At 64.5% G+C, this 24323-nt stretch carries 18 protein-coding genes; 14 read left to right on the forward strand and 4 right to left on the reverse strand.

The features are described from left to right. Positions 1-128: 128 nt before the first annotated feature. The gene (locus ACPUER_RS28690; protein ID WP_175963204.1) at positions 129-332 is read left to right on the forward strand and encodes a hypothetical protein; all 204 of its coding nucleotides are present in this window, start codon (positions 129-131) and stop codon (positions 330-332) included. Positions 333-393: 61 nt separating this feature from the next. On the opposite strand, the gene ACPUER_RS28695 is transcribed toward ACPUER_RS28690, so the two are convergent. Further along, on the reverse strand, positions 394-1194 hold the full coding sequence (locus tag ACPUER_RS28695) for a cystine ABC transporter substrate-binding protein (RefSeq protein WP_034183669.1): 801 nt from the start codon (positions 1192-1194) through the stop codon (positions 394-396). Between the two features lie 368 nt (positions 1195-1562). Here ACPUER_RS28695 and ACPUER_RS28700 point away from each other — a divergent pair, with 368 nt between their 5' ends. The 4 genes from ACPUER_RS28700 (at position 1563) to ACPUER_RS28715 (ending at position 10270) form a co-directional block, all read left to right on the forward strand. Continuing rightward, the gene (locus tag ACPUER_RS28700) at positions 1563-4736 is read left to right on the forward strand and encodes a type VI secretion system Vgr family protein (RefSeq protein ID WP_425132736.1); all 3174 of its coding nucleotides are present in this window, start codon (positions 1563-1565) and stop codon (positions 4734-4736) included. A 50-nt stretch (positions 4737-4786) separates the two neighbouring features. Next, positions 4787-9391 (forward strand): RHS repeat-associated core domain-containing protein, encoded by a 4605-nt coding sequence (locus ACPUER_RS28705; RefSeq protein WP_425132737.1) that lies wholly within the window; start codon positions 4787-4789, stop codon positions 9389-9391. Further along, complete coding sequence (locus ACPUER_RS28710) at positions 9388-9783, forward strand: hypothetical protein (protein WP_310141888.1); 396 nt, start codon at positions 9388-9390, stop codon at positions 9781-9783. The genes ACPUER_RS28705 and ACPUER_RS28710 overlap by 4 nt, the downstream gene beginning before the upstream one ends. Positions 9784-9952: 169 nt before the next feature. Beyond that, positions 9953-10270 (forward strand): DUF7716 domain-containing protein, encoded by a 318-nt coding sequence (locus ACPUER_RS28715; protein WP_425132738.1) that lies wholly within the window; start codon positions 9953-9955, stop codon positions 10268-10270. Between the two features lie 78 nt (positions 10271-10348). Here ACPUER_RS28715 and icmH read toward each other — a convergent pair whose 3' ends face one another. The 3 genes from icmH to tssJ all read right to left on the reverse strand — a co-directional run bounded on the left by icmH (position 10349) and on the right by tssJ (position 13188). Beyond that, positions 10349-11131 (reverse strand): type IVB secretion system protein IcmH/DotU, encoded by a 783-nt coding sequence (icmH, locus tag ACPUER_RS28720; RefSeq protein WP_034183673.1) that lies wholly within the window; start codon positions 11129-11131, stop codon positions 10349-10351. After that, a complete protein-coding gene (gene tssK / locus ACPUER_RS28725; protein ID WP_175963196.1) occupies positions 11128-12474 on the reverse strand; it encodes a type VI secretion system baseplate subunit TssK in 1347 nt (448 codons plus the stop codon). The genes icmH and tssK overlap by 4 nt, the downstream gene beginning before the upstream one ends. 102 nt (positions 12475-12576) lie before the next feature. Beyond that, positions 12577-13188, reverse strand: coding sequence for a type VI secretion system lipoprotein TssJ (tssJ, locus tag ACPUER_RS28730; RefSeq protein WP_072442950.1), 612 nt, complete (start codon positions 13186-13188; stop codon positions 12577-12579). A 374-nt stretch (positions 13189-13562) separates the two neighbouring features. Between tssJ and ACPUER_RS28735 the strand changes: the two genes are divergently transcribed. The 9 genes from ACPUER_RS28735 (at position 13563) to tssA (ending at position 24277) form a co-directional block, all read left to right on the forward strand. Then, complete coding sequence (locus ACPUER_RS28735) at positions 13563-14210, forward strand: tetratricopeptide repeat protein (protein WP_072442952.1); 648 nt, start codon at positions 13563-13565, stop codon at positions 14208-14210. Between the two features lie 47 nt (positions 14211-14257). Further along, a complete protein-coding gene (gene tssB / locus ACPUER_RS28740; RefSeq protein WP_006484395.1) occupies positions 14258-14773 on the forward strand; it encodes a type VI secretion system contractile sheath small subunit in 516 nt (171 codons plus the stop codon). 15 nt (positions 14774-14788) lie between these two features. Beyond that, on the forward strand, positions 14789-16279 hold the full coding sequence (tssC, locus tag ACPUER_RS28745; protein WP_072442954.1) for a type VI secretion system contractile sheath large subunit: 1491 nt from the start codon (positions 14789-14791) through the stop codon (positions 16277-16279). A 70-nt stretch (positions 16280-16349) separates the two neighbouring features. Continuing rightward, positions 16350-16853 carry an Hcp family type VI secretion system effector gene (locus ACPUER_RS28750; protein WP_006477093.1) on the forward strand — a complete coding sequence of 168 codons (504 nt, stop codon included), beginning with the start codon at positions 16350-16352 and terminating at the stop codon, positions 16851-16853. A gap of 62 nt (positions 16854-16915) precedes the next feature. Then, positions 16916-17401: a type VI secretion system baseplate subunit TssE gene (gene tssE / locus ACPUER_RS28755; RefSeq protein WP_072442955.1), complete on the forward strand. Its 486-nt coding sequence runs from the start codon at positions 16916-16918 to the stop codon at positions 17399-17401. A 76-nt stretch (positions 17402-17477) separates the two neighbouring features. Beyond that, positions 17478-19313, forward strand: a complete 1836-nt coding sequence (gene tssF, locus ACPUER_RS28760; protein WP_425132739.1) for a type VI secretion system baseplate subunit TssF — start codon at positions 17478-17480, stop codon at positions 19311-19313. Further along, positions 19277-20377: a type VI secretion system baseplate subunit TssG gene (gene tssG / locus ACPUER_RS28765; protein ID WP_175963194.1), complete on the forward strand. Its 1101-nt coding sequence runs from the start codon at positions 19277-19279 to the stop codon at positions 20375-20377. Before tssF ends, tssG begins: the two co-directional genes overlap by 37 nt. A gap of 52 nt (positions 20378-20429) precedes the next feature. Then, entirely contained in the window at positions 20430-23099 is a 2670-nt protein-coding gene (gene tssH, locus ACPUER_RS28770) for a type VI secretion system ATPase TssH (RefSeq protein ID WP_425132740.1), read from the forward strand. Between the two features lie 56 nt (positions 23100-23155). Further along, complete coding sequence (gene tssA / locus ACPUER_RS28775; protein WP_425132741.1) at positions 23156-24277, forward strand: type VI secretion system protein TssA; 1122 nt, start codon at positions 23156-23158, stop codon at positions 24275-24277. The last annotated feature ends 46 nt before the right edge of the window (positions 24278-24323 follow it).

The following is a 24323-nucleotide window of genomic DNA, read 5'->3' on the forward strand; positions in this document are numbered from 1 at the left end:
CTTCATCAATCTGATTCCCATTACATCTGATGGGAATCAGATTGCCGGTGCCGCGCCCTCATGAACAGACGGTACGTGTCGAGCGCTTACGATTGACCCGGATCGCGAACGATCAGGAGACAGGGACCATGTTGAGTCCGCATGAATTCTCGATGCTGCTGCGCATTGCGCGTACGCCTGACAGCGTCGATCAATCGAATCCGGCCTTCGCCGTGCTGGTCGAAAAGCGGCTGGTCGTCGATACGCAGGTGCGCATGAACACGGTGGCGGCGCGCCCGGCGCTGACGCCGATCGGCCAGATGCTGCTGGCGCGCTTCGACGAAGCGGCCTGAGAGGAAGCGTCACGCCTTCATCGAGACGAAGGGCGTGACGCGCCGAGACACCGGAAACCGCTTACTGCGCGACCGGCACCGTCACGTCGCTGCCGAACCAGTGCATCGAGATTTTCTTCAGCGTGCCGTCCTTTTGCAGCGAAGCCAGTGCGTCGTTGATCGCCTTCTCGAACTTCGGGTTGCCCTTGCGGAACGGGATCGCCATTTCCTGCTTGCCGCCGTTCAGCACCGCGCCCGCGCGCAGCGGCAGGTTCGACGTCTTGATCATGTACGGCAGCATCAGGCGATCGTCGAGCGTCGCCTCGATCCGGCCCGCGGCGAGGTCGCGCAGCTTCTCCGGCGCGCCCGGATACGTCTGCACCTCGATGCCCGGCACGGTGCGCGCCATCTGGTCGTAGTTGGTGCCGAGCGTCACGCCGAGCTTCTTGCCCTTGAAATCGTCGAGCGACTTGAAGTTGCGCGTGTCGTCCTTGCGCTGGATCAGCTGCGCGGCCGAGTACGTGTACGGCTGGCTGAAGTCGAGCACTTCCTTGCGCTGCGGCGTGATCGTGACCTGGTTGACGATCACGTCGAACTTGCCGGCCTGCAGGCCCGCGATGATGCCGCTCCATTCGGTCGGGATGAACTGCGTCTTCACGCCGAGCTTGCCGGCGACCGCGTTCGCGACGTCGACGTCGAAGCCTTCGAGTTGACCCGACGTACCGCGCGAATTGAACGGCGGATACGTGCCTTCGAGGCCGACGCGCAGCACGCCGGCTTTCTTCACCGAATCGAGCAGGTCTTCCGCGTGCGCAGCGACGGCCGTGAAGCCGAGGGCCGATGCGAGCAGCAGGCCCGACAGCAGGAACTTCGAACGTTTCATCGCAGATCTCCAGTGTTCAGAACGGTGTTGTGGTGAGCGCCGGGCGCCGGCCGCGCCCGGTGGGCCGCAATACGGGCACGTAGACACTACTCGCAACCGCGCCGCACCGAAAGTCGAATTGGCCCTGATTGAAATCGATTTCATGGGGAGAAGCGACTGACTTCCTGTGGCGTGGACAGGAATCGGCTCGGCTGGGGGCGAGCAATTCGGTGAGCAGTCCCGCTCGGATATTTTCCGATTGCACTCGAAATGTTCTTTTAAATCAGGTCATATTTCGGGTTCGTGCCGTAATTTATCTGTAAAATCGCGCGAGCGGAATCAAATGCCGGCGCCATCCGAGGGCGCGTCAAAAGAAGAAAAGGCCGTTCATGAACATGCAGAACACAATTGCCGCATTGCGCGGCGGGTTGCTTCAGCAGGGCCGGCTGCTGAAGCTCGATACGCCGTTGGGGGCCAATACCCTGACCGTGCAGCGGGCGGTCGGCCGTTCGCGCATCGGGCGTGCGTACGAGTTCACGCTCGACGTACTGTCGACCGATAGCGATCTGGAACTTAAAAAGCTGATCGCGCAGCCCGTCACGTTGTGGATTCAGCAGGGCGACCGCAGCTACCGGTCGATCAACGGATACGTGCATACCGCGCGCCGGCTGGGCGCCGACGGCGGGCTCACGACATATCAGCTCGCGTTCGCCGATTTCACCCATTTCCTGAAGTTCCGCCGCGATCAGCGGCTCTGGAATGACACGACCGTCGACCAGATCATTTCCGACGTGCTGAACAAGCATCCGCAGGCGCAAGGCCATTTCCGCTTTGCGCTGTCGAAACCGCTGCCGAACCGTTCGTACACACGCCAGCACGACACCGACTGGCATTTCGTGCATCGGCTGATGGAGAACGAAGGGCTCTACTGCGCGTGGCAGCAGGCCGACGACGGCAAGTCGCATACGCTCGTGATTACCGACAACCTGCAGGCGTTCGCGCCGCTGTCGCCGGAGACCGTGCGCTTCTATCACGGCGGCGCGGCCAGCGAAGCCGACGCGTTCACGCAATGGTCGGGCACGCGTACGCTGCAGAGCGTGACGCGCACGACACGCACGTTCGACTACAAGAATCCTTCGCAGCCGTCGAACCCGAAAGGCACGTCGATGCCGACGATGGGCGGCCAGGGCGAATTGCCCGACCAGCTCGAAGTCTACGAGTACACGGGCGCTTATACGTATCTGGACCAGACGCGCGGGGACCATCTGACGAAGATCAAGATGGAGGAATGGGAGTCGCAGGCAAAGCGCTTCCATGGCGCGGGTGGCGTGCGCGCGATCGATGCGGGCAGACGCTTCACGCTGGCCGACCATCCCGAGCACGATCGCGATCCCGCCGATCAGCGCGAATTCGCCGCGATCGAGGTGGCGTGGTGGATCGAGAACAACCTGCCCGTCGCGAGCGACAGCGCGGACTTTCCATACAGTCTGCGCGAGGCATTGACGCAGGCGCAGGAGCGCTACGGCGCCGATCCCGCATTTCGCGTGCCGCACGATGATGGCTCGACCGGCTTCTATCTCGTCGAAGTCGAAGCGCAACGCGCGAGCGTGCCGTATCGCAGCCCGTTCGAACACGAGAAGCCGGAGATGCACCTCGAGACGGCGATCGTCGTCGGGCCGCAGGGCGAGGAAGTCTATACGGACGCGTTGAACCGGATTCGCGTGCAGTTCATCTGGGACCGCCTGAACCCGGGCAACGAGAACGCGTCGTGCTGGGTGCGCGTCGTGCAGTCGGATACGGGGGGCGGCTACGGCGGCGTGCACGTGCCGCGCATCGGCGAGGAAGTGCTGATCGACTACGTCGGCGGCGATTGCGACCGGCCGCTTGCGGTCGGGCGCGTGTACAACGGGGCGAACCAGCCGCAGTGGCATACCGACGGGATCCTGTCCGGATATCGGTCGAAAGAGTATTCGGGCAGCGGCTACAACCAGCTCGTGATGGACGACGCGACCGGGCAGAACCGCGTGCAACTGATGAGCAGCAGCGCGAACAGCCTGCTGCATCTCGGCTACATCATCGACCAGAGCGGCAATTCGCGCGGCGCGTATCTCGGCAGCGGGTTCGACTTGCGCTCCGATGCGTACGGCGCGGTGCGGGCGAGCCAGGGCTTGTACGTGACGACGTATCCGAAGTCGGCGAACAGCCAGCCGCTCGACGTGAAGGAGGCGCAGCAGCAGCTTGTGACGGGCGAGAGCCTTGTTGAAGCGATGTCGGGCGTGAGCGAGCAGCATCAGGCGGAAAGCCTGAAGGACGCGCAGGACACGATGCGCGCGTTCACGGATGCGACGCAGGACAGCGCATCGGGCAGCGCCGCCGGCGGACGTACGGCAGGCGGCGGCACGGGCAATGCGAACGCGTTCAAGGAACCGGTGATGCTGTTCGGCAGCCCGTCGGGGATCGGGATGTCGACGCAGCAGTCGGTGCATGTGGTCGCGAACGATCACGTGAACGTCGCGAGCGGGCAAAGCGTGCATGTTGCGGCGGGCAAGTCGCTGATCGGCAGCATCGGGCAGAAGCTGAGCCTGTTCGTACAGAACGCGGGGATGAAGCTGTTCGCAGGCAAGGGCAAGGTCGAGATCCAGGCGCAGTCGGACAACGTCGAGGTGACCGCGCAGAAGGCGGTGAAGATCGTGTCGGCGACTGACCGGATCGAGATCGCGGCCGATCAGGGAATCTTGCTGACGAGCGGCGGTGCATACATTCGGATCAAGGATGGCAACATCGAAGTTCATGCCCCCGGAAAGATCGATGTGAAGGGCGCGTCGCATACATTCGCTGGGCCGGCGAGCATGGGATATCCGCTGCCAAGTCCGCGGCCGGATCAGCCGGGGCAGCTGGAGTTGCTGCACAAGTACGCGAACGGCGAGGCGGTGAAGGGCGGCTTGTTCACCGTGAGGGACGTGAACGGCGCGGTGCTGAAGAAGGGCGCGCTCGACAACAGCGGTTATACGGTGGTGAGCGGACTGCCGCCGGGCGCGGTACGCGTCGAGTTCGGGAAGGATCCGCGCGAGTCGGATCAGCCGGCGAATTATTTCAAGCACGCGAAGTGGCCGGCAGAGCCGGTGGGGCCGTCGCCGGAGGCTGCGCAGGCCGCGGCGACCGGGCAGCTCGCGAGCCAGTTGCAGGGGATGGCGCCTGCGGCGACGACCGCGGCGATGGGGCTCGTGAGCGGCGGCAGCGCGGGCGCTGCGCTCGGCGGGCTTGCGGGTTCCGCATTGCCGGCTGCCGCGAGTGCGGTGGGCGGCGCTGGCGTGGCGTCGGCGTTGCAGACGGCGTCGAGCCTGAGCGGTGCGGCGAAGCAGGTTGCCGGGATGGTGCAGGCTGCACGTCAGGGCGGCCTCGCGGCGCTGGCGACGCCGGCTGCGAACATGGCGTCCGGTGCGGTGCAGGGTGCGCTGCCGGGCGTCGCCGGAATTGCCGGCAAGGGCGCGACGACGATGGCGTCGGCCGCGGGCGGCATGAAGCTGCCGACGAGCGGGTTTGGCGGCCCACTGAAATCCTGAGAGGGCGGCTTGTCAGCCGTCTTGAAAAAACGAATTGAACGAACAACGACATGGCACAACAACTTCCACCGGGCGCCGAGAAGGAACAGGCCGTTACCTGGCTCAGCGACGTTTCCGAGAAGGACGTCGCCGCGGTCGGCAACCGCTTCGATGCGTGGTTGCGGCGGATCAGCGGCGACCACATCACGTTCGAGGATGTGAAGACGTTTGCCGGCGCGGTGCCGATCGTCGGCAACATCATGGCGATGGTCGATGCGCTCGGCGATATCGCCGAAATCATCGAGAAGCGCGGCGGTCAGGTGCTCGACTACATGAGCCTCGCGATCAATCTGCTCGGCATCATTCCGATTCCGCCGACGCTCGCGCCGTTCCGGATGTCGGCGCGCCCGCTGCTTGCGCTCGTTCGCCATGAACTGATGGCGACGCGCAACAATCTCGGCGCGGCGATCATCTCCGTGCTGGTTACGCACATCAACGCGACCTGCGCGACCGAGATCGAGGATTTTCTCAACAAGCTGAAAGCTGGCCTCGTCGACCTGCTCGACGGATGCGCGTCGAAAGCCGAGGAGATCATGCTCGCGCTGGCGACCGGCATGGACAAGGCGCTGCACGGCCAGCTGTTCGATGCCAGCGCCAACCTGAAACGCCAGCAAGCGCTCGCGGACAAGATGGCCGACAACCGGCCGTGGTACAGCCCGAGTCGGGTCGGTGACGGTATCCAGTTCGCGTACGAGGGCACCAAGGCGCTCGGCAAGAAGGCCGTCAACAAAACCGCGGGCACCGTCGCGTCGTTGACGCCCGATGCGTGGCTCGAGCCGTTTCGCAGCACGGTGGCATTCCTTCGAACCGAGGCACCGAAGATTGCGAAGTCGATCCGTTCGCTCGCCGGCAGCGAAGAAGGCAAGATGATGTGGCTGGTGTTGCAGCTGATCGAGGCGGTCGGGCGCGTCAAGGCACGCGCGAAGCTTCATGAGCAGAGCGCCGATGTGAAGGCCAGCGGAAAGAGTCAGGCGAAGAAGACGCGCGAGCAGGAAGGGCTGGAGAAAACCAACGGGCAGGCGCCGGCCGAAGGGCCGGGGAAGAGCGCGTGCAAGGCATGCGGGCTCGGGTCGTCGCCGGCATCGATCGATTTCGCGTTCGGTGACGAGACGTTCTCACATGTGGATTTCGACCTGCCGGGGGCGCTGCCGCTCGTTTGGGAGCGTACCTATCGTTCCCGACTGTCTGCGTATGACGACGGCGAACTCGGTGCGCGATGGATCACGCCCTATACGACGCGTATCGACATCAGGAATGGTCAGTGGATCTATTGCGATGCGGAGGGGCGCAGCATCGACTATCCCGCGCTCGCGGCGGGGGCTGTGCACGACGATCTGTCGGAGAACCTGACGCTGTCGCGACTCGACGATACGTGGGTGACGATCGCATACGGCCATGCCGAGCTGCATGTGTACGAGCGTCGCGGCGACGCATTCCGGCTCGCGATGCAGAAAGATCGGGCCGGAAACACGATCACGCTGGACTACGATGCACTTGATCGCCTTGCGCGCCTGATCGACGCGAGCGGCAATGTGCTTGCGTTCGAGCACGACCGGCATGGGCGGATCGTGCAGATCGAGCACGTGTTGAAGGGCGGCGAGCGCCGCCTGCTGGCGAGCTACGAATACGATGCGAACGGCGATCTCGTGCGCGCGGTCGATCGTCACGGCAACGCGCGGACCTATCGGTATCACCGTCACCTTGTGACGCGCTATACCGATCGCACCGGTCGCGGAATGACGCTCGAATGGGAAGGCGCGGACGCTGACGACAATGCGGACGCGAAGTGCGTCCGCGAATATGCGGATGACGGCAGCCTCGACATCCGGCTCGCATGGAATCCGAACATCCGTCTGACTTACGTGACCGACGCGCTGGGTCAGATGACGCGGTACTACTTCAACATTCACGGCTATGTGTACCGGATCGTGTATCCGGACGGCAATCAGGAGTGGTTCCGGCGCGATGCGCATCACAATCTGGTGCTGCATATCCGTCAGGACGGCAGCATCGAACGCCGGGAATACGATGTGCGCGGTAACCTCGTTCGGCATGAGCGAGCGGACGGCAGCATTGTCGAGATGGCGTACGACGACAAGGATCAGATGGTGCGGCTCGTCGATCCGAACGGGCATGTGTGGCAGCGCAAATACGACGACGCGGGCAACCTCGTCGAGGAAATCGATCCGCTCGAGCATTCGACGAAGTACGAATACAACGACAACGGGTTGCCGACGCAGATTACCGATGCGAAGGGCGGCTCGAAGACGCTTGAATACAACGACGCCGGGCAGATCGCAAGCTACACGGACTGCTCCGGGAAAAAAACGGAGTGGCGCTACGACGATACGGGCCGCGTGATCGAGACAAAAGATGCGGCGGGCGGCGTGGTTGCGTATCGGTACGGCCCGAACGGGCAGCTGACCGAAGTTCGCTCGCCTGCCGGTGTCGAGCAGGTGCAATACGATGCCGAAGGCCGCTTGTTGCGGCATACCGATCAACTCGATCGCTCGACGCGATACGGCTACGACGCGGCGGGTCGCATCGCGAGCCGCGCGGACGCGCTGGGCCAGACGATCGCGTATCGCTACGATCGCCTCGGCAGGCTGACTGCGCTGACCGATGCCAACTTTGCGACGTACCAGTTCCACTACGATCCGGCCGGGCGGCTGATCGAGGAAGTCGGCTTCGACGGCAAGTCGACGCGCTATCAATACGATCCGGACAGCGGCAGCCTTGTTTCGGTCGATGAGGCCGGTTGCGTGACGTCGATCGACGTCGATGCGAATGGCCGGCTGCTGAAGCGCGTCGCGGGGGAGAGCGAGGAGCGATTTGCGTACGACCCGAGCGGCCGGTTGATTGACGCGGTGAATCGGTACAGCCGCGTGCAGTTCTTCTTCGATCCGGTCGGCAATCTCGTGCGAGAACATCACGCATACGATCTGTTCGGCGAGCGACGCAGCTATGTGTGGCATCACGAATACGACGAACTCCGTAATCGGCGACGGACGGTGCGGCCGGACGGGCATGCGGTCGACTGGTTGATGTATGGCTCAGGGCATGTGCACGGGATGCTGCTCGATGGCGAGGAGCGTGTGCAGTTCGAGCGAGACGATCTTCATCGCGAGACGGTACGCGTGCTGTCGAGCAAGCTCGGGCAGCGCACGCACTACGATCCGGCCGGACGCGTGCTGCAGCAGACGATCCAGCGATCGACGTCTCCGGCGCCGCTTGCCGAGCGGCGGTATCGCTATGACGCGGCGGGGCAGTTGTCGCGAATCGAGGATAGCCGCAAGGGCGGGACCGACTATCGGTACGATCCGGTCGGGCGGTTGATCGAGGCGGTTAGTCCCATCGCGAAGGAGCGGTTTGCATTCGATCCGGCGAGCAACATCATCGATCCCGTGCGGACCACGGAGATGCCAGCATCTCGTCCTAGCCCGGTGCGGCCGGAAAGCACGTTGCCGGTTGAGGTGCCGAAGGTGCTGGGCAACCTGCTGAAGGCGTATGCGGGGATGCACTTTGAGTACGATGCCCGCGGGAATCTGGTGCGCAAGCGTACGCCGGCGGGGGAGCAGGAATACGAGTGGGACGAGTGCAATCGGTTGCTGTCGGCACGGGTCGCGGAGACGTCGCGGCAGAGCCAGGCGCGGTATTTCTATGACGCGTTCGGTCGCCGGATCGCGAAGGAGGTGAACGGCGAGCGGACGGTGTTCGGGTGGGATGGCGATACGCTGGCATATGAGAGCGACGGCGAGCGCGGTACGCACTATCTCTACGAGCCGGGGAAGTTCGTGCCGTTGGCGCAGTATGTGGCGGAACCTGTAGAGGGAATCACCACGCCGGAGTGGAAGAGTACCGATCGCTATGTGCCGGAGGACGATCCGCTGCAGAGGATGCCGGAGCGGCGGGGTGGCGCCGTGCTCTTCTACTACCACTGTGACCAGATCGGCACGCCTCAACTGCTGACTGATGACAACGGTGATGTGGTGTGGGAAGCGTCGTACAAGGCGTGGGGTGAAGCGCGGGAGGTGATCGCGCGAGTGTCGAAGGCGGCGGGGATCGTAGCGAAGAATTCGTTGCGGTTTCAGGGGCAGCGGGTTGATGATGAGACGGGGCTGCACTATAACCGGCATCGATACTATGATCCGCAGAGCGGTCGGTTCGTATCGAAGGATCCGATTGGATTGGCTGGGGGGCTGAACGGCTATCAGTACGCACCGAATCCCCTCACATGGATCGATCCATTAGGCTTGACGTGCTGCAATTGCTTGTATCGTGGGGTGAGTGCAAAACACCCAGCGATCGAAGAAGCAAAGCAAGGCATTGTCCGCCCGGCGAATCCGAGCGCACAAATGACGCCAGAAGAGCATGCAGAAGGCGGAACGACGGGTCAGAGTCAATATGTTTCTTGGACGAAGAACAAAGACATTGCGCTTTCTCATGCAAACAAGGATGGTCCGGGCGGAGTGCTGCTAAGTGTTCCCGTTGGCGCCCCTGGTCCCGGTGATACTTGGCGGTGGGGGTGGACTCACATTAATCAGTGGGGAGAACCCGAGATGCTGCAAGAAGGAACCAGAACGGGCGTTACCGTGTCGCGCGAGGGATGCAAATGACTAATAGCGTTTCGTACTTGATGCAATTGCTGAATCAACGTCCGGATAGTTCTTGGACCGATGAACTGCGCAGTGTCTTGTTATCACCTGATCTAACCGCGATCCGCATCGATGTTCAGCACTGCACGGTCAACTTTGCGCTCAGCCAGGCGCTGCGGCGGTTGGAAAGTTCGAGAGGGTTGAACAGACCGACGTTCGGCATAGAAGATCTGATTTTCGAGCTTCGACAGTTGAATGAAGAGCAAACGTTGGACTATTACGTTGTTTCGACGTCGCAGCATCTCGGAACATGCTACGTCGACAAGGATCGGCTCATCGGATGCGAATTTGTCCAGAAAGGAGGGGCTGAAACGAGGCCCGGATTGTGGATCGATGGAAAGCAAGTGACCTAGTCAGAAGCGGTTTGCGGGGCAATACTTCGATCGTGAAACGGGGCTGCACTGTAACCGGCACAGGTTCGCTAGACCAATTTCACAGTCGCGGAATTGGCATAATGATGGCCTGCCAACGTGACCCTACGGCGCCCCGCCAAGCACTTCCCCCGTTACAACCGCACTACCCATGTCGACCACCATCGCGACCCCCGCGTCGCTGAAACACATCCTTGAACACCCCGGCGATTTCTCCGGATGGCTCTGTCTGCCGCCGATGCCGTGGACGCTCGATACCGAGGGAGCATTCTCCGACGACACGAAGGACGCTGACGAAGACACGGCGCCTGTCATAGCAACCCAACCCGGCTGGCAGATCACATTGGACAGCTCAACGATCGAGGACATCGTGATCAACGCGCATGACCAGATAGACGAACCTACGCTTGCGCAGTTGTTCGATGCGTTCGTGTTCTATGTCGAAAACGACGCATTCATTCTTTTCTGACGACACGCAACGAGCGCGCCGAAAACCAAAAAGGACCGCTCAACGGTCCTTTTCCTCACGAGAAGCAACCCGCACCTCTCAAGGCAACGAAATCGTCAAATTAGCCGACTCCGGGCCCACCTTGATCACCTGCGAATAAGGCGCAAGCGCCTGCAGCGTCTTGTCCTTCAGATACGAGTTGAGCCCGAGAAACCCAAGCAATGCCACCAGCGCAAACACCGCCCCGATCGCCCACACCGGCACCTCGCGCTTCAACCGGTGCGCGATCTGATCCGGCAACGGCCAATGCGGCGCGAACGGCGCGCGCTTGCCCTTCATATGCGCGATCTCGTCGCCCAGCCGCGCCGTCAGATACGCCAGCTTCTCCGGCCCCTCGAGCAGATACTTCCCCTGGAACCCGAGCAGCAGGCACATATGAAACACCTCGAGCGACTGCAGCCGCGCCGCGCCCTGCGCACGACATTCCTCGAGATACTGAAAGAACTTCTCGCCCGCCAACTGCTCGCCGAACAGCACGAGCTGCAGCGGCCGGCGCTCCCAGTCCGTGCGGATCTTGTACTGCGACGACAGCACCATCTCGTCGATGGCCGCACAGAACGCGAACTTCGCGGCGTACACATCCTCGGCGGCGATATTCAGCTTCTTCGCGCCGCGCTCGAAATCCGACAGGAATTCCTGGATCCGCGTGCTGAACTCGCTCGCGCTGTCCGGCTCGCGGCCGTTCTTGAGCAGGAACAGCATGAAGAAGCCGTCGTACAGCAGGTCGAGCAGCGAACGCGCCTGGAACGCGGAGTCCGTCGACGCCGGGGTATGCATGGGTGCCGGCGCGTTGTCGCCGAACAGGGAAGGCGCGTAGCTCATGATGTGACCGCGATCAGTTCGAATTTCAGGTCATTGATGCCAGTCGGCGCATAGATCATCGCGGACTGGGCCTGCAGCATGCGCTCGTACAGCGCGCCGCGCGAATCGAGCGAGAAATAGCACGCGCCTGGCCGCACCGGAATCGCGGGCGGCACCTGCGGCGTGTACGACAGCCGCACGCCGGGCATTGCCGACAGCACGAGCTTGTCGACGTCGTCGGGTGCGCCGACCTTGAAGCGGGCCGGCACGGCATCGACGAGCTCGACGCTCGGCATGTCCGCGGACACCGCCAGGTAGAACTCGGTCTTGTCGTCGATCTTGCCCGAATCGAGGCGGCCGAGGTGGAACGACGGACGCACCTCGTCGAGCGTGATCGCGAAGTAGCGCGTCGAGATCACGGTGTCGAGCAGCTCGCGCAGCATCAGGTCCAGACGCGCAAAACTCGGGCCCGGATCGTCGTGGCGGTACACGGGCAGATCGGCGAGCGTATAGCCCTTCGAGAACGTCATCAGCTGGCCCGCGAGGCGCAGCAGTTCCTGGAACAGCCGCTCCGGATGCAGCGCCGCGTGCTGGTGCAGGTGCGCGAGCGTCGCGAACGCGGCGTTCGCGGTATGCAGCAGCCAGAACGACGCGATGTCGCCCGAGCGGAATTCGATGATGTTCTTCGACGGCTCGCGGTGGAAGCCGTACAGCGCGTTCACCTTCGCCTGCAGCGCGTCGACCAGCTGGCGTAGCCGCTGGTGCAGGATCGGCGACGCGTCGATCGCGAGGCACGGCGGCACGAAGCTGTCGTCGATCTCGAAACCGGACGTCGCGGTGCGGCGCACGCGCACGAGCGGCACCGACAGCAACTGATCGCGCGGTTCGCTGTGTGCGATCAGCTTGACCTGCGTCTTCAGGAACGTGACGTCGGCTTCGGCCGCGTCGGTGAAGTTGTCGGCGACGCTCGTCTGCTCGCTGACGAAGCGCGTCATGAAGCCGGCGGCCGGATCGTCGCTGTAGTTGGTGCCGTTCTCGCGCAGCGGGTGCAGCGCGAGATAGAACACGAATTCGTTGATGCCGTCGGGCAGCGTGTCCAGCGCGATCGGCGGTGGCAGGTCATCGGCCTGCGGCGCGGCATACAGCGCGCCGTCCGGGAACACGAGCGCGAGATCGGCAACCCGCAGCACGTTGCTGCCGAGTGCGTCGCGGTCGATGCGCACGGAGCGCACGCCCCAGTTGTACGGCTGGATCGCCTGGATGGACTCGAACAGGCGCGCCTCGTGGTACGCGTCCTGTCGCTGAAAGTGTTGAGGCCGGAGGAACAGCCCTTCCCCCCACAGCACCTTGGCCGAATAACTCATGTCAAATCCGGTTAATGTCGCGTTGCGATGTAATCGATTTGTTCGTGCCCGAATTAAATCGCCAATTGTTAACTCTTGTTAATTGACATTCGTGCGTCATGTTTAACCGCAGGACACCGAGGAAAGCATATTCAGCGGTTGTGAAGGCGCACCCTGTTGCGGTGCGATGACGGTGCCGTCGGTGACCGTCATCGCGCAATTATGCAGGCCGATGATTATGCCGGATTTCTCCGACTTCGCCGGATCGAACGTCAGTTTCCATCGTTGCAGTGCGGGATCGCGGAACAGCGCGACGATGCCGAATGCCTGCGCTTCGCGCGAGACTTTCTCGGTCGCCGTATAGCGCTGGCCCGGAATCAGCGTGATTTCACGCACATTCAGCAGGTCGGCGCCGAGCGCGGCCTTCTCCTTGGTCGGATCGGTGAACGCATCGAACGGCGCCTGCTGGAACGACGTCGGATCCTTCAGCGCGTAGAGCCGCACGACGAGCGCGAGCGGCTTGTGGTCGGTCGCGGCATTCAGGTTCGGCGCGGCAGCCAGCGTGATCCCGAGATTGCGCGGCGGCTTCTGTGCGTCCGGCAGCTCGGGCTTGCCGATGCCGGCGGCCGACATCACGGCGCTCGCGGCCGAGCCGAGCAGCGGGGCGGCCGCGCATCCGGCCAGAAGGGCGCAGGCAACCAGCGGCAGCGCGTAGCGAATCATGGACGATCTCATCGTGTTTCCGGCGTGCCGCCTTTATCCCTGTCAAAACTGCCGGGTATTTCCGCGTTCGCCGCGTATCCCCGACATTACATCGCTCAATTATTAAGCACGCCTGCGTCGCGGCAAGCGCCCGGAAATTTTTTCCGCCGCCCGGGCGGCGCGTCGTGCAGCCAGTAAAACTTGCGCGCCCCGGCCGAAGGAAAAACCGCCGCGAACCCGCAGCGAGAGGTCATTCGAGGGGGTAGCGCCCGGATTTAAAAGGAATTACTCTTCACACGACGATTGAATTATGAAAAATTGATCGGTACTATACCCGCGCGCTTCTTGCAAAGCAAAAGAACCAGATTCTCAACGATTTTAAAACTCACGCGCCGGTGGATATAACGATGAAAGACCGTCTCTTCGCAAAACTGTCTGGGGTAGTGCTGGCTTGCGGCGTGATCGCCGGCTGTGCGAGCCAGTCGACCACGCCGCCGAGCGCCGAGGTTTTCAACAAGTCGCTGGCCGATGCGGACGCCGTTGCGAAGTCGGGTGATCAGGACAAGGCTCTCGGCCTGTATCAGCAGCTCGCGAAGTCGGATCCGACGCGCGAGGAGCCGTGGTCGCGCATCGCGCAGATCCAGTTCGCACAGAACCACTACGGGCAGGCGATCGTCGCCGCCCAGGAAGCGCTGCAGCGCGATGCGACCGACCGGCAGGCGAAGAGCGTGCTGGCCGTTGCCGGCCTGCGGATCGCGACGCAGTCGCTCGGCGAATTGCGCCAGGATGCGTCGCTCGCGGGCGACGCGAAGTCGGACGCGCAGACGCTCGCGAAGCAACTGCGCGACACGCTGGGCGAATCGGCGCTGTTCCCGCCGGAGCAGAAATCGCAAACGAAGAAGATCCGCCGCCCGATTCACCGCCCGAAGGTGGCAGCCGGCGCGGCGGCACCAGCGGACAGCGGCGCCACGACGCCGCCTCCGCCCCCGCCGACGTCGAGCGGCAGCGCGCCGCAGAAAGGCGGCGCCGACCCGTTCAGCGCGCTGCGCAACTGACGCGAAAGCAACTGACGCGAAAACCACAACTAACCTGGGAGCCGTCGATGGCCAAGAAAGAAAGCATTCAGAAAAGCTTGCAGAAAATACGGCCGCCGCGCGTCCAGCTGACCTATGAGGTCGAGAAGGGCGACGCGATCGAGGTGAAGGAGCTGCCGTTCGTCGTCGGGGTCGTCGGCGATCTGGCGGGCCAGTCCGAAATCGAGCAGCCGAAGCTGCGCGACCGCAAGTTTGTCAATATCGACCGCGACAACTTCGACGACGTGATGAAGGCGATCGAGCCGCGTGCCGCGTTCCAGGTGGAAAACCGCCTGAGCCCGGAAGGCGGCAAGTTCGCGGTCGACCTGAAGTTCCGCTCGCTGTCGGATTTCAGCCCGGACGAAGTCGTCGAACAGGTCGAGCCGCTGCGCCGCCTGCTCGAGGCGCGCTCGAAGCTCGCCGACCTGCGCAACAAGCTCGCCGGCAACGACAAGCTCGAGGATCTGCTGTCCGAGGTGCTGAAGAACACGCAGCAGCTGCAGGAGCTCGCGAAGGGCACCGGCGGCGACAAAGACGGCGAATGACGACGGAGTGTTGAGATGAACCAGCAAACGGCTGCGGCCCAAACCAGCGGCGCGGAATACGCCGCCGGGACCTCGTTGCTCGACGACATCGTCGAGAAGAGCAAGGTCGCGAAATCCGATTCCGAGCATGCGCGTGCGAAGGACCTGATCGGCGAACTCGTGCACCAGGTGCTCGACGGCACGGTGATCGTGTCGGACAACCTGTCGGCCACGATCGACGCGCGCGTCGCGGAACTCGACCGCCTGATTTCCACGCAGCTTTCCGCGGTGATGCACGCGCCGGAATTCCAGCGCCTCGAAAGCACGTGGCGCGGGATGGATTACCTGGTCAAGGAAAGCAATACGGGCCAGACGATCAAGATCAAGGCGCTGCACGCACCGAAGCGCGACCTCGTGCGCGACTTCAAGGGCGCGAGCGAGTTCGACCAGAGCGCGCTGTTCAAGAAGGTCTACGAAGAAGAATTCGGCACGTTCGGCGGCTCGCCGTTCGGTGCGCTGATCGGCGATTACGAGATCTCGCGCCAGCCGGAAGACATGTACTTCATCGAGCAGATGTCGCACGTCGCGGCGGCCGCGCACGCGCCGTTCATCGCGTCGGCGTCGCCGGAGCTGCTCGGCCTCGAGTCGTTCTCCGACCTCGGCAAGCCGCGCGATCTCGGCAAGGTGTTCGATACCGTCGAATACGCGAAGTGGAAGTCGTTCCGCGATGCCGAGGATTCGCGCTATGTCGGCCTGACGCTGCCGCGCTTCCTCGGCCGCCTGCCGTTCAATCCGAAGGACGGCCAGACCGCGGAGAACTTCAACTTCGTCGAGGACGTCGACGGCACCGATCACGACAAGTACCTGTGGTGCAACGCCGCGTGGGCGTTCGCTGCGCGCCTGACGGCCGCGTTCGACGACTTCGGCTGGTGCGCGGCGATCCGCGGCGTCGAAGGCGGCGGCCTCGTCGAGGACCTGCCGACCCACACGTTCAAGACCGACGACGGCGAAGTCGCGCTGAAGTGCCCGACCGAGATCGCGATCACCGATCGCCGCGAGAAGGAGCTGAGCGACCTCGGCTTCATCCCGCTCGTCCATTGCAAGAACTCAGATTACGCCGCGTTCTTCGCTGCGCAGTCGGTGCAGAAGCCGAAGAAATACAGCACCGACAGCGCGAATGCGAACGCCGTCCTGTCCGCCCAGCTTCAGTACATCTTCTCGGTATCGCGCGTCGCGCACTACCTGAAGGCGATGATGAGGGACAAGATCGGCAGCTTCGCATCGGCGCAGAACGTGGAGACTTTCCTCAACCGGTGGATTTCGCAGTACGTCCTGCTCGACGACAATGCCTCGCAGGAACAGAAAGCGCAATTTCCGCTGCGCGAGGCATCCATACAAGTGTCGGAGATTCCGGGCAAGCCGGGCTCGTATCGTTCGGTCGCATTCCTGCGCCCGCACTTTCAGCTCGACGAACTCTCGATTTCTCTGCGACTTGTCGCTGATCTGCCCAAACCGGCAAATTCATAAGCGAGTAAATCGCCCGGGCGGGCCGCCTGGGTAGGACGTTAAAACCACCTCTTTGGGGAGTCGAAGGGCCATGTTACATATGCACTTGCAGTTTGGTAGTCCGGCGGTGAAGGGCGAATCCGCGGACAAAGACCATCAGGGCTGGATCGAACTGAAATCGTGGGATCACTCGATCGTTCAGCCGCGTTCGGCAACCGCATCGACCGCTGGCGGTCACACGATGACGCGTTGCGAGCACGGCGACATGATTTTCACGAAGGAAATCGATTCGTCGAGCCCGCTGCTGTATCAGCACGCCTCGGGCGGCACCACGTTCGACGAGGTGACGGTCCATTTCTCGCGCGCAGACGGTGAAGGCAAGCGCGTGCAGTATCTGGAAGTCAAGCTCAAGTACGTGATCATCTCGAGCATCGCCCCGAGCGTTCGCGAAGAAGGTCTGCCGCTCGAGACGTTCTCGCTGAAGTACGCGGCCGTGCAGTGGAAGCAAACCCAGCAGAAGATCGGCGGCAACCAGGGCGGCAACACGCAGGGCGCCTGGAGTCTGACGAAGAACGACAAGACCTACGCGGTCTAAGGTCGGTTGCGGCAACGGGGCGCACGGCGTCCCGTTGCCGTTTTCGTAGCTCATACCGGCCGATGAAACGATTCGAACCCAGTTTTCTCGACAAGCTGTTCGACGACGAACCGCACCTGCCGGCCTCGGCAGCGATGCGGCAATTGTCGCTGGACGAGCTCAAGACCACGGTCGCCCGCGACGTCGAGGCGATCCTCAACACCCGTATCGCGCACACCGAGAACGAGCTGGCCGAGCTGCCGGAATGCCAGAAATCGGTGCTGACCTACGGGCTGAACGATTTCGCGGGGCTGAGCCTCGCGAGTCACTACGACCGCGCGTTCATCTGCAAGTCGATCCAGCAGGCCATCGCGCGCCATGAGCCGCGCCTGCAGCAGGTACAGGTGACGTTCGAGCTGAACGAGCAGGCGACCAACGCGCTCTACTTCGCGATCCAGGCGCTGCTCGTCGTGCACCCGGCCGAGGAGCCGGTGAATTTCGACGCGATGCTGCAGCCGTCGACGCTGCAGTATTCGGTCACGCGCGCACGCGCCGCGAGAATGCAGTAAATCAAGCCGCCGAGCGGGCCGGACCGCCCGGTGGTCGATCAGGTCCGGCAGGAAATATTGAGGTTCGGGGTCGTCGATGGAAGAATTGCTGCCGTATTACGAGCGCGAATTATCGTTTTTGCGGCGCTATTCGCGAGATTTCGCCGAACGCTATCCGAAGATCGCGGCGCGGCTCGCGTTGTCCGGCGAGCATTGCGAGGATCCGCACGTCGAGCGGATGATCGAGTCGTTCGCGCTGCTCGGCGCGCGCATCAACAAGAAGCTCGACGACGACTACCCCGAATTCACCGAAGCGCTGCTGGAAGTGCTGTATCCGCACTACCTGCGGCCGTTCCCGTCGTGCTCGATCGCGCAGTTCACGCCGGCTTCGCCCGGCCAGCAGACCGAACCGGTCGTGATCGACCGCGGCACCGAGCTGAAGAGCCGCCCGATCCGCGGCGTGCAGTGCCGGTTCCGCACCGCCTACGACGTGACGCTCGCGCCGGTCCGCATCTCGGAAGCGCGCTACATGCCGGTCGCGCTCGCGCCGAGCGCGACGGTGCTGCCGTCCAACGCGACGGGCGTGATCTCGATCACGTTCGAGTCGCTCGCCGCGCAGCTCGATCTCGGCGCGCTGAAGGTGCCGACGCTGCGCGCGCATCTGCACGGCGAGCAGTCGTTCGTCGCCGCGCTGACCGACTGCCTGTTCGTCAACGTGCTCGGCGCGTATGTCGAGCCCGAACGCAACGGCCGCTGGACCGCGCTGCGCAAGCTGCCGATCGAGCAGGCCGGCTTCGACGAGGACGGCGCGCTGATCGATTACCCGGCGAAATCGCATCCCGCGTATCGCCTGCTCACCGAATACTTCGCGTTCCCCGACAAGTTCGATTTCGTCGATTTCGACCTCGCGGCGATCGCGCGTGCGTCGGGCCGCTGCCAGCGCGCGACGCTGCATCTGGTGCTGCAGGACGTGCGCAGCGATTCGCACGTCGCACGGCTGCTCGAGCTGCTGACGGCAAGCCACTTCCGGCTGTTCTGCACGCCGATCGTCAACCTGTTCCGCCAGCACGGCGAGCCGATCCGCATCACGCACCGCGCGGTGTCCTACCCGGTGATCGCCGAGGCGCGCCGCGCGTTCGCGTACGAGGTGTACTCGATCGACTCGGTGAAGCTCGTCAGGCAGCAGGCGCATGAAGAATCGGTGATCGAGTTCCGGCCGTTCTATTCGCTGCATCACGGCGAATCGGCGCGAATCGGTCACTACTGGTTCGCGCGCCGCAACGACTGGGTCGCGCAGAAGAGCCCCGGCTACGAAACCGAGATCTCGATCGTCGACATCGACTTCGAGCCGACGTCGCCGCAGACCGACACGCTGAGCCTCGACCTCACCTGCACGAACCGCGACCTGCCGGCGATGCTCGCGTTCGGCCTCGAAGGCGGCGACCTGTTCCAGGAAGGCGGCGCGCAGACCAGCGGCATCTCGATGCTGCGCCGTCCGACGCAGAGCGTGCGCTTCGAGCGCGGCCGCGCCGCGCACTGGCGGCTCGTGTCGCACCTCGCGCTCAATCACGTGTCGCTGGTCGCGCACGGCCTCGCGCCGCTGAAGGAAATGCTGACGCTGTACGATCTGCGACGCACGGCCGTGTCGATGCGCCAGATCGACGGCCTGGCCGGCATCGAGCAGCGCGGCGCGGTGCAGTGGCTGCCCGGCAAGCCGTTCGCGACCTTCGTGCGCGGCATCGAGATCCGCCTGACGATCGACGAGGAGCACTTCGTCGGCGCGAGCCTCGCGTCGTTCGTGCGCGTGCTCGACAGCTTCTTCGGGCTTTACGTCCACCTCAACAGTTTCGTTCAACTAGTCGTCGTGTCGAAACGCACCGGCGAGGAGATCATCCGATGCAAGCCCCGGACCGGCGAATCGATCCTGGCGTAGTCGACGCGCTGCTCGACGAGCCGCACCGCTTCGAGTTCTTCCAGGCGGTGCGCGTGCTCGAAGGGCTGTTCGCGCGGCAGGCGTCGGATGCCCCCGGCGCGTGGCGGCAGGGCGACGTCGTCGCGCAGCGCATCGAATTCCGCAACACGCTGTCGCTCGGTTTTCCGCCGAGCGAGATCGAGGGCGCGCGCTCGTTTGACGACGACGGCACGCTGCTCGACTCGGGCGAGCAGCGCGGCGCCGCGCTCGCGGCCGGCGAGCTCGGCCACGTCGAGCTGACGCCCGCGTTCTTCGGGCTGCTCGGCGGGCAGGGTGCGCTGCCGCTGCACTACACCGAGCAGATCGTCGCGCGGGAGCACCTGAAGCGCGACCACGCGGCGCGCGCGTTCTTCGACGTGTTCTCGAACCGTGCGACCGCGCTGTTCTATGCGGCGTGGAAGAAATACCGGCTGCCGTTCCATTACGAGCTCGACCGCGACGAGCGCTACCTGCCGCTGCTGCTCGCGATCGCGGGCGTGCCGAGCGACGAGGTGCGCGACAGCCTCGCGGCCGGCGCGGGCGGCGTGCTCGACGAAGCCGTCGCCGGCTATGCGCTGGCCGCGCGGCACCGGCCGATGTCGGCCGCGTACCTGCAGCGCACGCTGTCCGACTATTTCCGCGTGCCGGTGAAGATCGACCAGTTCGTCGGCAAGTGGTACGACGTGCCGTCCGACCAGTTGAGCGTGCTCGGCGAAGTCAACGCGGTGCTCGGCGCGACGGCGCTCGTCGGCGAACGCGTGTGGCAGCGCGACATGCGCGCGCGGATCGTCGTCGGCCCGCTGTCCAAGCGCGACTACGAGGCGTTCCTGCCCGGCGGCGCGCACGCCGTCGCGCTCGAACGGATGCTGACGCTGCTCGCCGGCGTCACGCTCGAATACGAGGTGAAGCTGGTGCTGAAGCGCACCGAGGTCGGCGCGAGCGTGCTCGGCGCGGGCTCGCGGCTCGGCTGGGACGCGTTCCTCTGTACGCGCGACGCGATCGACGACCGCTCGGACGCCCGCTACGAACTGCACGTGATTCATTGATTCACTGATTCCGAACGACAACAAACACGCAATCGAACCTGAGATCGACGCCATGAGCACGCCTCTGAAGACCCTGATCACGAAACTGAACCCGCTGTGCCGGCACGCGGCCGAGCGTGCGGCGAGCGCGTGCCTGGCGCGCGGCCACTACGAGGTCGATCTGGAGCACCTGTTCCTCGCGTTGCTCGAGGAGCCGGCCGGCGACCTGCCGCTCGCGCTGCGCGCGAGCCGCGTCGATCCGCATGCGCTGCGCGCGGACCTCGAGCGCGAGCTGACGCGCCTGAAGACCGGCAACACGCGTACGCCGGTGTTTTCGGTGCATCTGATCGCACTGTTCGAACAGGCGTGGCTGATCGCATCGCTCGATTCGCAGCTCGGCCGCATCCGTTCGGGGCACCTGCTGCTCGCGCTGCTGACCGCGCCGGATCTCGCGCAGTTCGCGCAGCGGATGTCGTCGCAGTTCGCGGAAGTGAATGTGACGGACCTGAAGCACAAGTTCGACGAGATCATGGCAGGGTCGAGCGAAGCCGAGCCGCGCCAGGCCGATACCGACGACGGCGGCGTGGCGCCGGCCGCCGACGGTGCCGCGCCCGCGGCCGGCCCGTCGAAGACGCCCGCGCTCGACACGTACACGACCAACCTCACGCAGCGCGCGCGCGACGGCAAGATCGATCCGGTGATCGGCCGCGAAGCCGAGATCCGCCAGGCGATCGACATCCTGATGCGCCGCCGCCAGAACAACCCGATCATGACCGGCGAGGCCGGTGTCGGCAAAACGGCGGTCGTCGAGGGCCTCGCGCTGCGGATCGCGGCCGACGACGTGCCGCCGCCGCTCTCCGGCGTCGCGCTGCACGTGCTCGACATGGGGCTGCTGCAGGCCGGCGCGAGCGTGAAGGGCGAGTTCGAGAACCGGCTGAAGAGCGTGATCGACGAAGTGAAGAAGAGCGCGCATCCGATCATCCTGTTCATCGACGAGGCGCACACGATCATCGGCGCGGGCGGCCAGGCCGGCCAGAACGACGCGGCGAACCTGCTGAAGCCGGCGCTTGCGCGCGGCGAGCTGCGCACGATCGCCGCGACGACGTGGAGCGAATACAAGAAGTACTTCGAGAAGGACGCGGCGCTCGCGCGGCGCTTCCAGGTCGTGAAGGTCGAGGAGCCGGGCGAGCCGCTCGCGGCCGCGATGCTGCGCGGCATGTCGGGCCTGATGGAGAAGCACTTCAACGTGCGGATTCTCGACGATGCGATCACCGAGGCCGTGCGCCTGTCGCACCGCTACATCAGCGGCCGCCAGCTTCCCGACAAGGCGATCAGCGTGCTCGACACCGCATGCGCGAAGGTCGCGCTCGCGCACAGCGCGACGCCGGCGGCGATCGACGACACGAAGAAGCGGATCGAGCGGATCGATGCGGAAATCGCGTCGCTGGAACGCGAGGCAGCGGGCGGCGCGCCGCACGACGAGCGGCTCGGCGAGCTGCGCGGTGCGCGCGGCACGGCGCTGGAGCAACTCGCGAAGGACGAAGCGCGCTACGAAGCCGAGCGCGCGATCGTCGCCGAGATCACCGAATTGCGCGAAACGCTCGACAAGGCGCGCGGCCCGTCCGAGGATGGCCAGCCGGTCGACGTGCAGGCGACGCGCGACAAGCTCGCGGAACGCGTCGCGGCGCTGCACGCGCTGCAGGGCGGCGAGCCGATGGTGCCGCTGCAGGTCGACGGCCACGTCGTCGCCGAGATCGTCGCCGCGTGGACGGGCATTCCGCTCGGCCGGATGGTGAAGGACGAGATCGACACGGTGCTGAACCTGCAACCGCTGCTGACCGCGCGCGTGATCGGCCAGGACCACGCGCTCGACGCGATCGCGCAGCGCGTGCGCACCGCGACCGCGAACCTCGAGGATCCGAACAAGCCGCGCGGCGTGTTCATGTTCGTCGGGCCGTCGGGCGTCGGCAAGACCGAGACGGCGCTCGCGCTGGCCGACGTCCTGTACGGCGGCGAGCGCAAGATGGTCACGATCAACATGAGCGAGTACCAGGAAGCGCACAGCGTGTCGGGCCTGAAGGGCTCGCCGCCCGGCTATGTCGGCTACGGCGAGGGCGGCGTGCTGACCGAGGCCGTGCGCCGCAACCCGTATTCCGTCGTGCTGCTCGATGAGGTCGAGAAGGCGCACCCCGACGTGCTCGAGATGTTCTTCCAGGTGTTCGACAAGGGCACGATGGACGACGCGGAAGGGCGCGAGATCGATTTCCGCAACACGCTGATCATCCTGACGTCGAACGTCGGTTCGTCCGCGGTGATGGCGGCGTGCCTGAACAAGCCGGCCGAGGAGCTGCCCGATCCGGACGCGCTCGCCGAGACGCTGCGCCCGCAGTTGTACAAGACGTTCAAGCCCGCGTTCCTCGGCCGGATGAAGGTCGTGCCGTACTATCCGATTTCCGACGACGTGCTGGCCGAGATCATCGAGCTGAAACTCGAGCGGATCCGCCGCCGGATCGACGCGAACCACAAGGCCGCGTTCGAATGGGACGAGTCGCTCGTCGATGCGGTGCTCGCGCGCTGCACCGAGGTCGATTCGGGCGCCCGCAATGTCGACCATATCCTGAACGGCACGCTGCTGCCGGAGATCGCGGGCCACGTGCTCGGCCGGATCGCCGACGGCGAGGCCATCGCGCGCATCGCGGTGCGCGCGGACGAGGCCGGCGAATTCGCCTATACGGTCGAATGAGCGGTCGAATGAGCCCCCGCGCGCGACATCTGATGCATCAACGGATTCACTGAACCATGCCGATCAATCTCCCCGAGCTGCTGACGCCGATCAGCGATGCGTCGCCCAGCGGCGACGACCTGCTGTTTTCGAACGAATTCGACGCGATCCAGGACGCGCGGCGCTACGACGATCCGACGCTCGACCAGGGCGAATGGGTGACCGAGATCAAGGAGGCCGACTGGGGCTTCGTCGTCGACCATGCGGGCGAGCTGCTGCGCACGCGCACGAAGGACTTGCGGCTCGCCGTGTGGCTGACCGAGGCGCTCGCGCTCGAGGACGGCGTCACCGGCCTCACCGAAGGCTATGCGCTGCTCGAGGGCCTGTGCCGCGAGTTCTGGGACAGTGTGCACCCGCTGCCCGAAGGCGACGACACCGAGTACCGGCTCGGCAACGTCGCGTGGCTGGCCGGCCGCACGGCCGAGCTGTTGCGCGCGGTGCCGCTGACGGACGGCGCGTCGAACGCGTTCAGCACGCTCGACTGGGAGGTGGCGCAGCACGTCGCGCAGTCCATCAAGCGCGACCCGGAACACGCGGACGACATCGCGCGCGGCAAGCCGTCGATCGACCAGATCGATGCGTCGCGGCGCGTGACGCCGATCGCGTTCTACACGGCGCTGCTGGCGAACCTGAAGGCGTTCGAATTCGCGCTCGATGCGTTCGAGGAGCGGCTCGTCGAGCGTGCGGGCGATTCGGCGCCGAGCTTCCGGCAGGCGCGCGACGCGTTCGAGACCGTGTACCGGCTCGCCGAGCGCTTTGCGCGCGAGCAGGGCTATACGGGCAGCGCGCCGCACACGCAGGCGGCGCAGCAGGCGCAGCCCGAGCGCATCGAGCCGAGCTTCGGCAATTCGATCCAGACCGAGGAGACCCATGTGCAGTCGCAGACCGCTCCGCGTCCTCCGGTGACGCAGATGATCGCCGGCATCCAGAACCGCGCGCAGGCCGTCGACCAGTTGCGTGCGGTGGCGCGTTATTTCCGCCAGACCGAGCCGCACAGCCCGGTCGCGTATCTCGCCGACAAGGCAGCGGAGTGGGCCGACATGCCGCTGCACAAGTGGCTCGAGAGCGTCGTGAAGGACGACGGCTCGCTGTCGCATATTCGCGAGCTGCTGGGGGTGAGGCCGGACGAGCAGTCGTAATGACCGTGTCGGGCCAAGGTTACTCGGGGGTGTCCGAGGTGCCGTG

Source organism: Burkholderia sp. DN3021 (assembly GCF_049805555.1).
GTDB lineage: Bacteria > Pseudomonadota > Gammaproteobacteria > Burkholderiales > Burkholderiaceae > Burkholderia > Burkholderia pyrrocinia_C.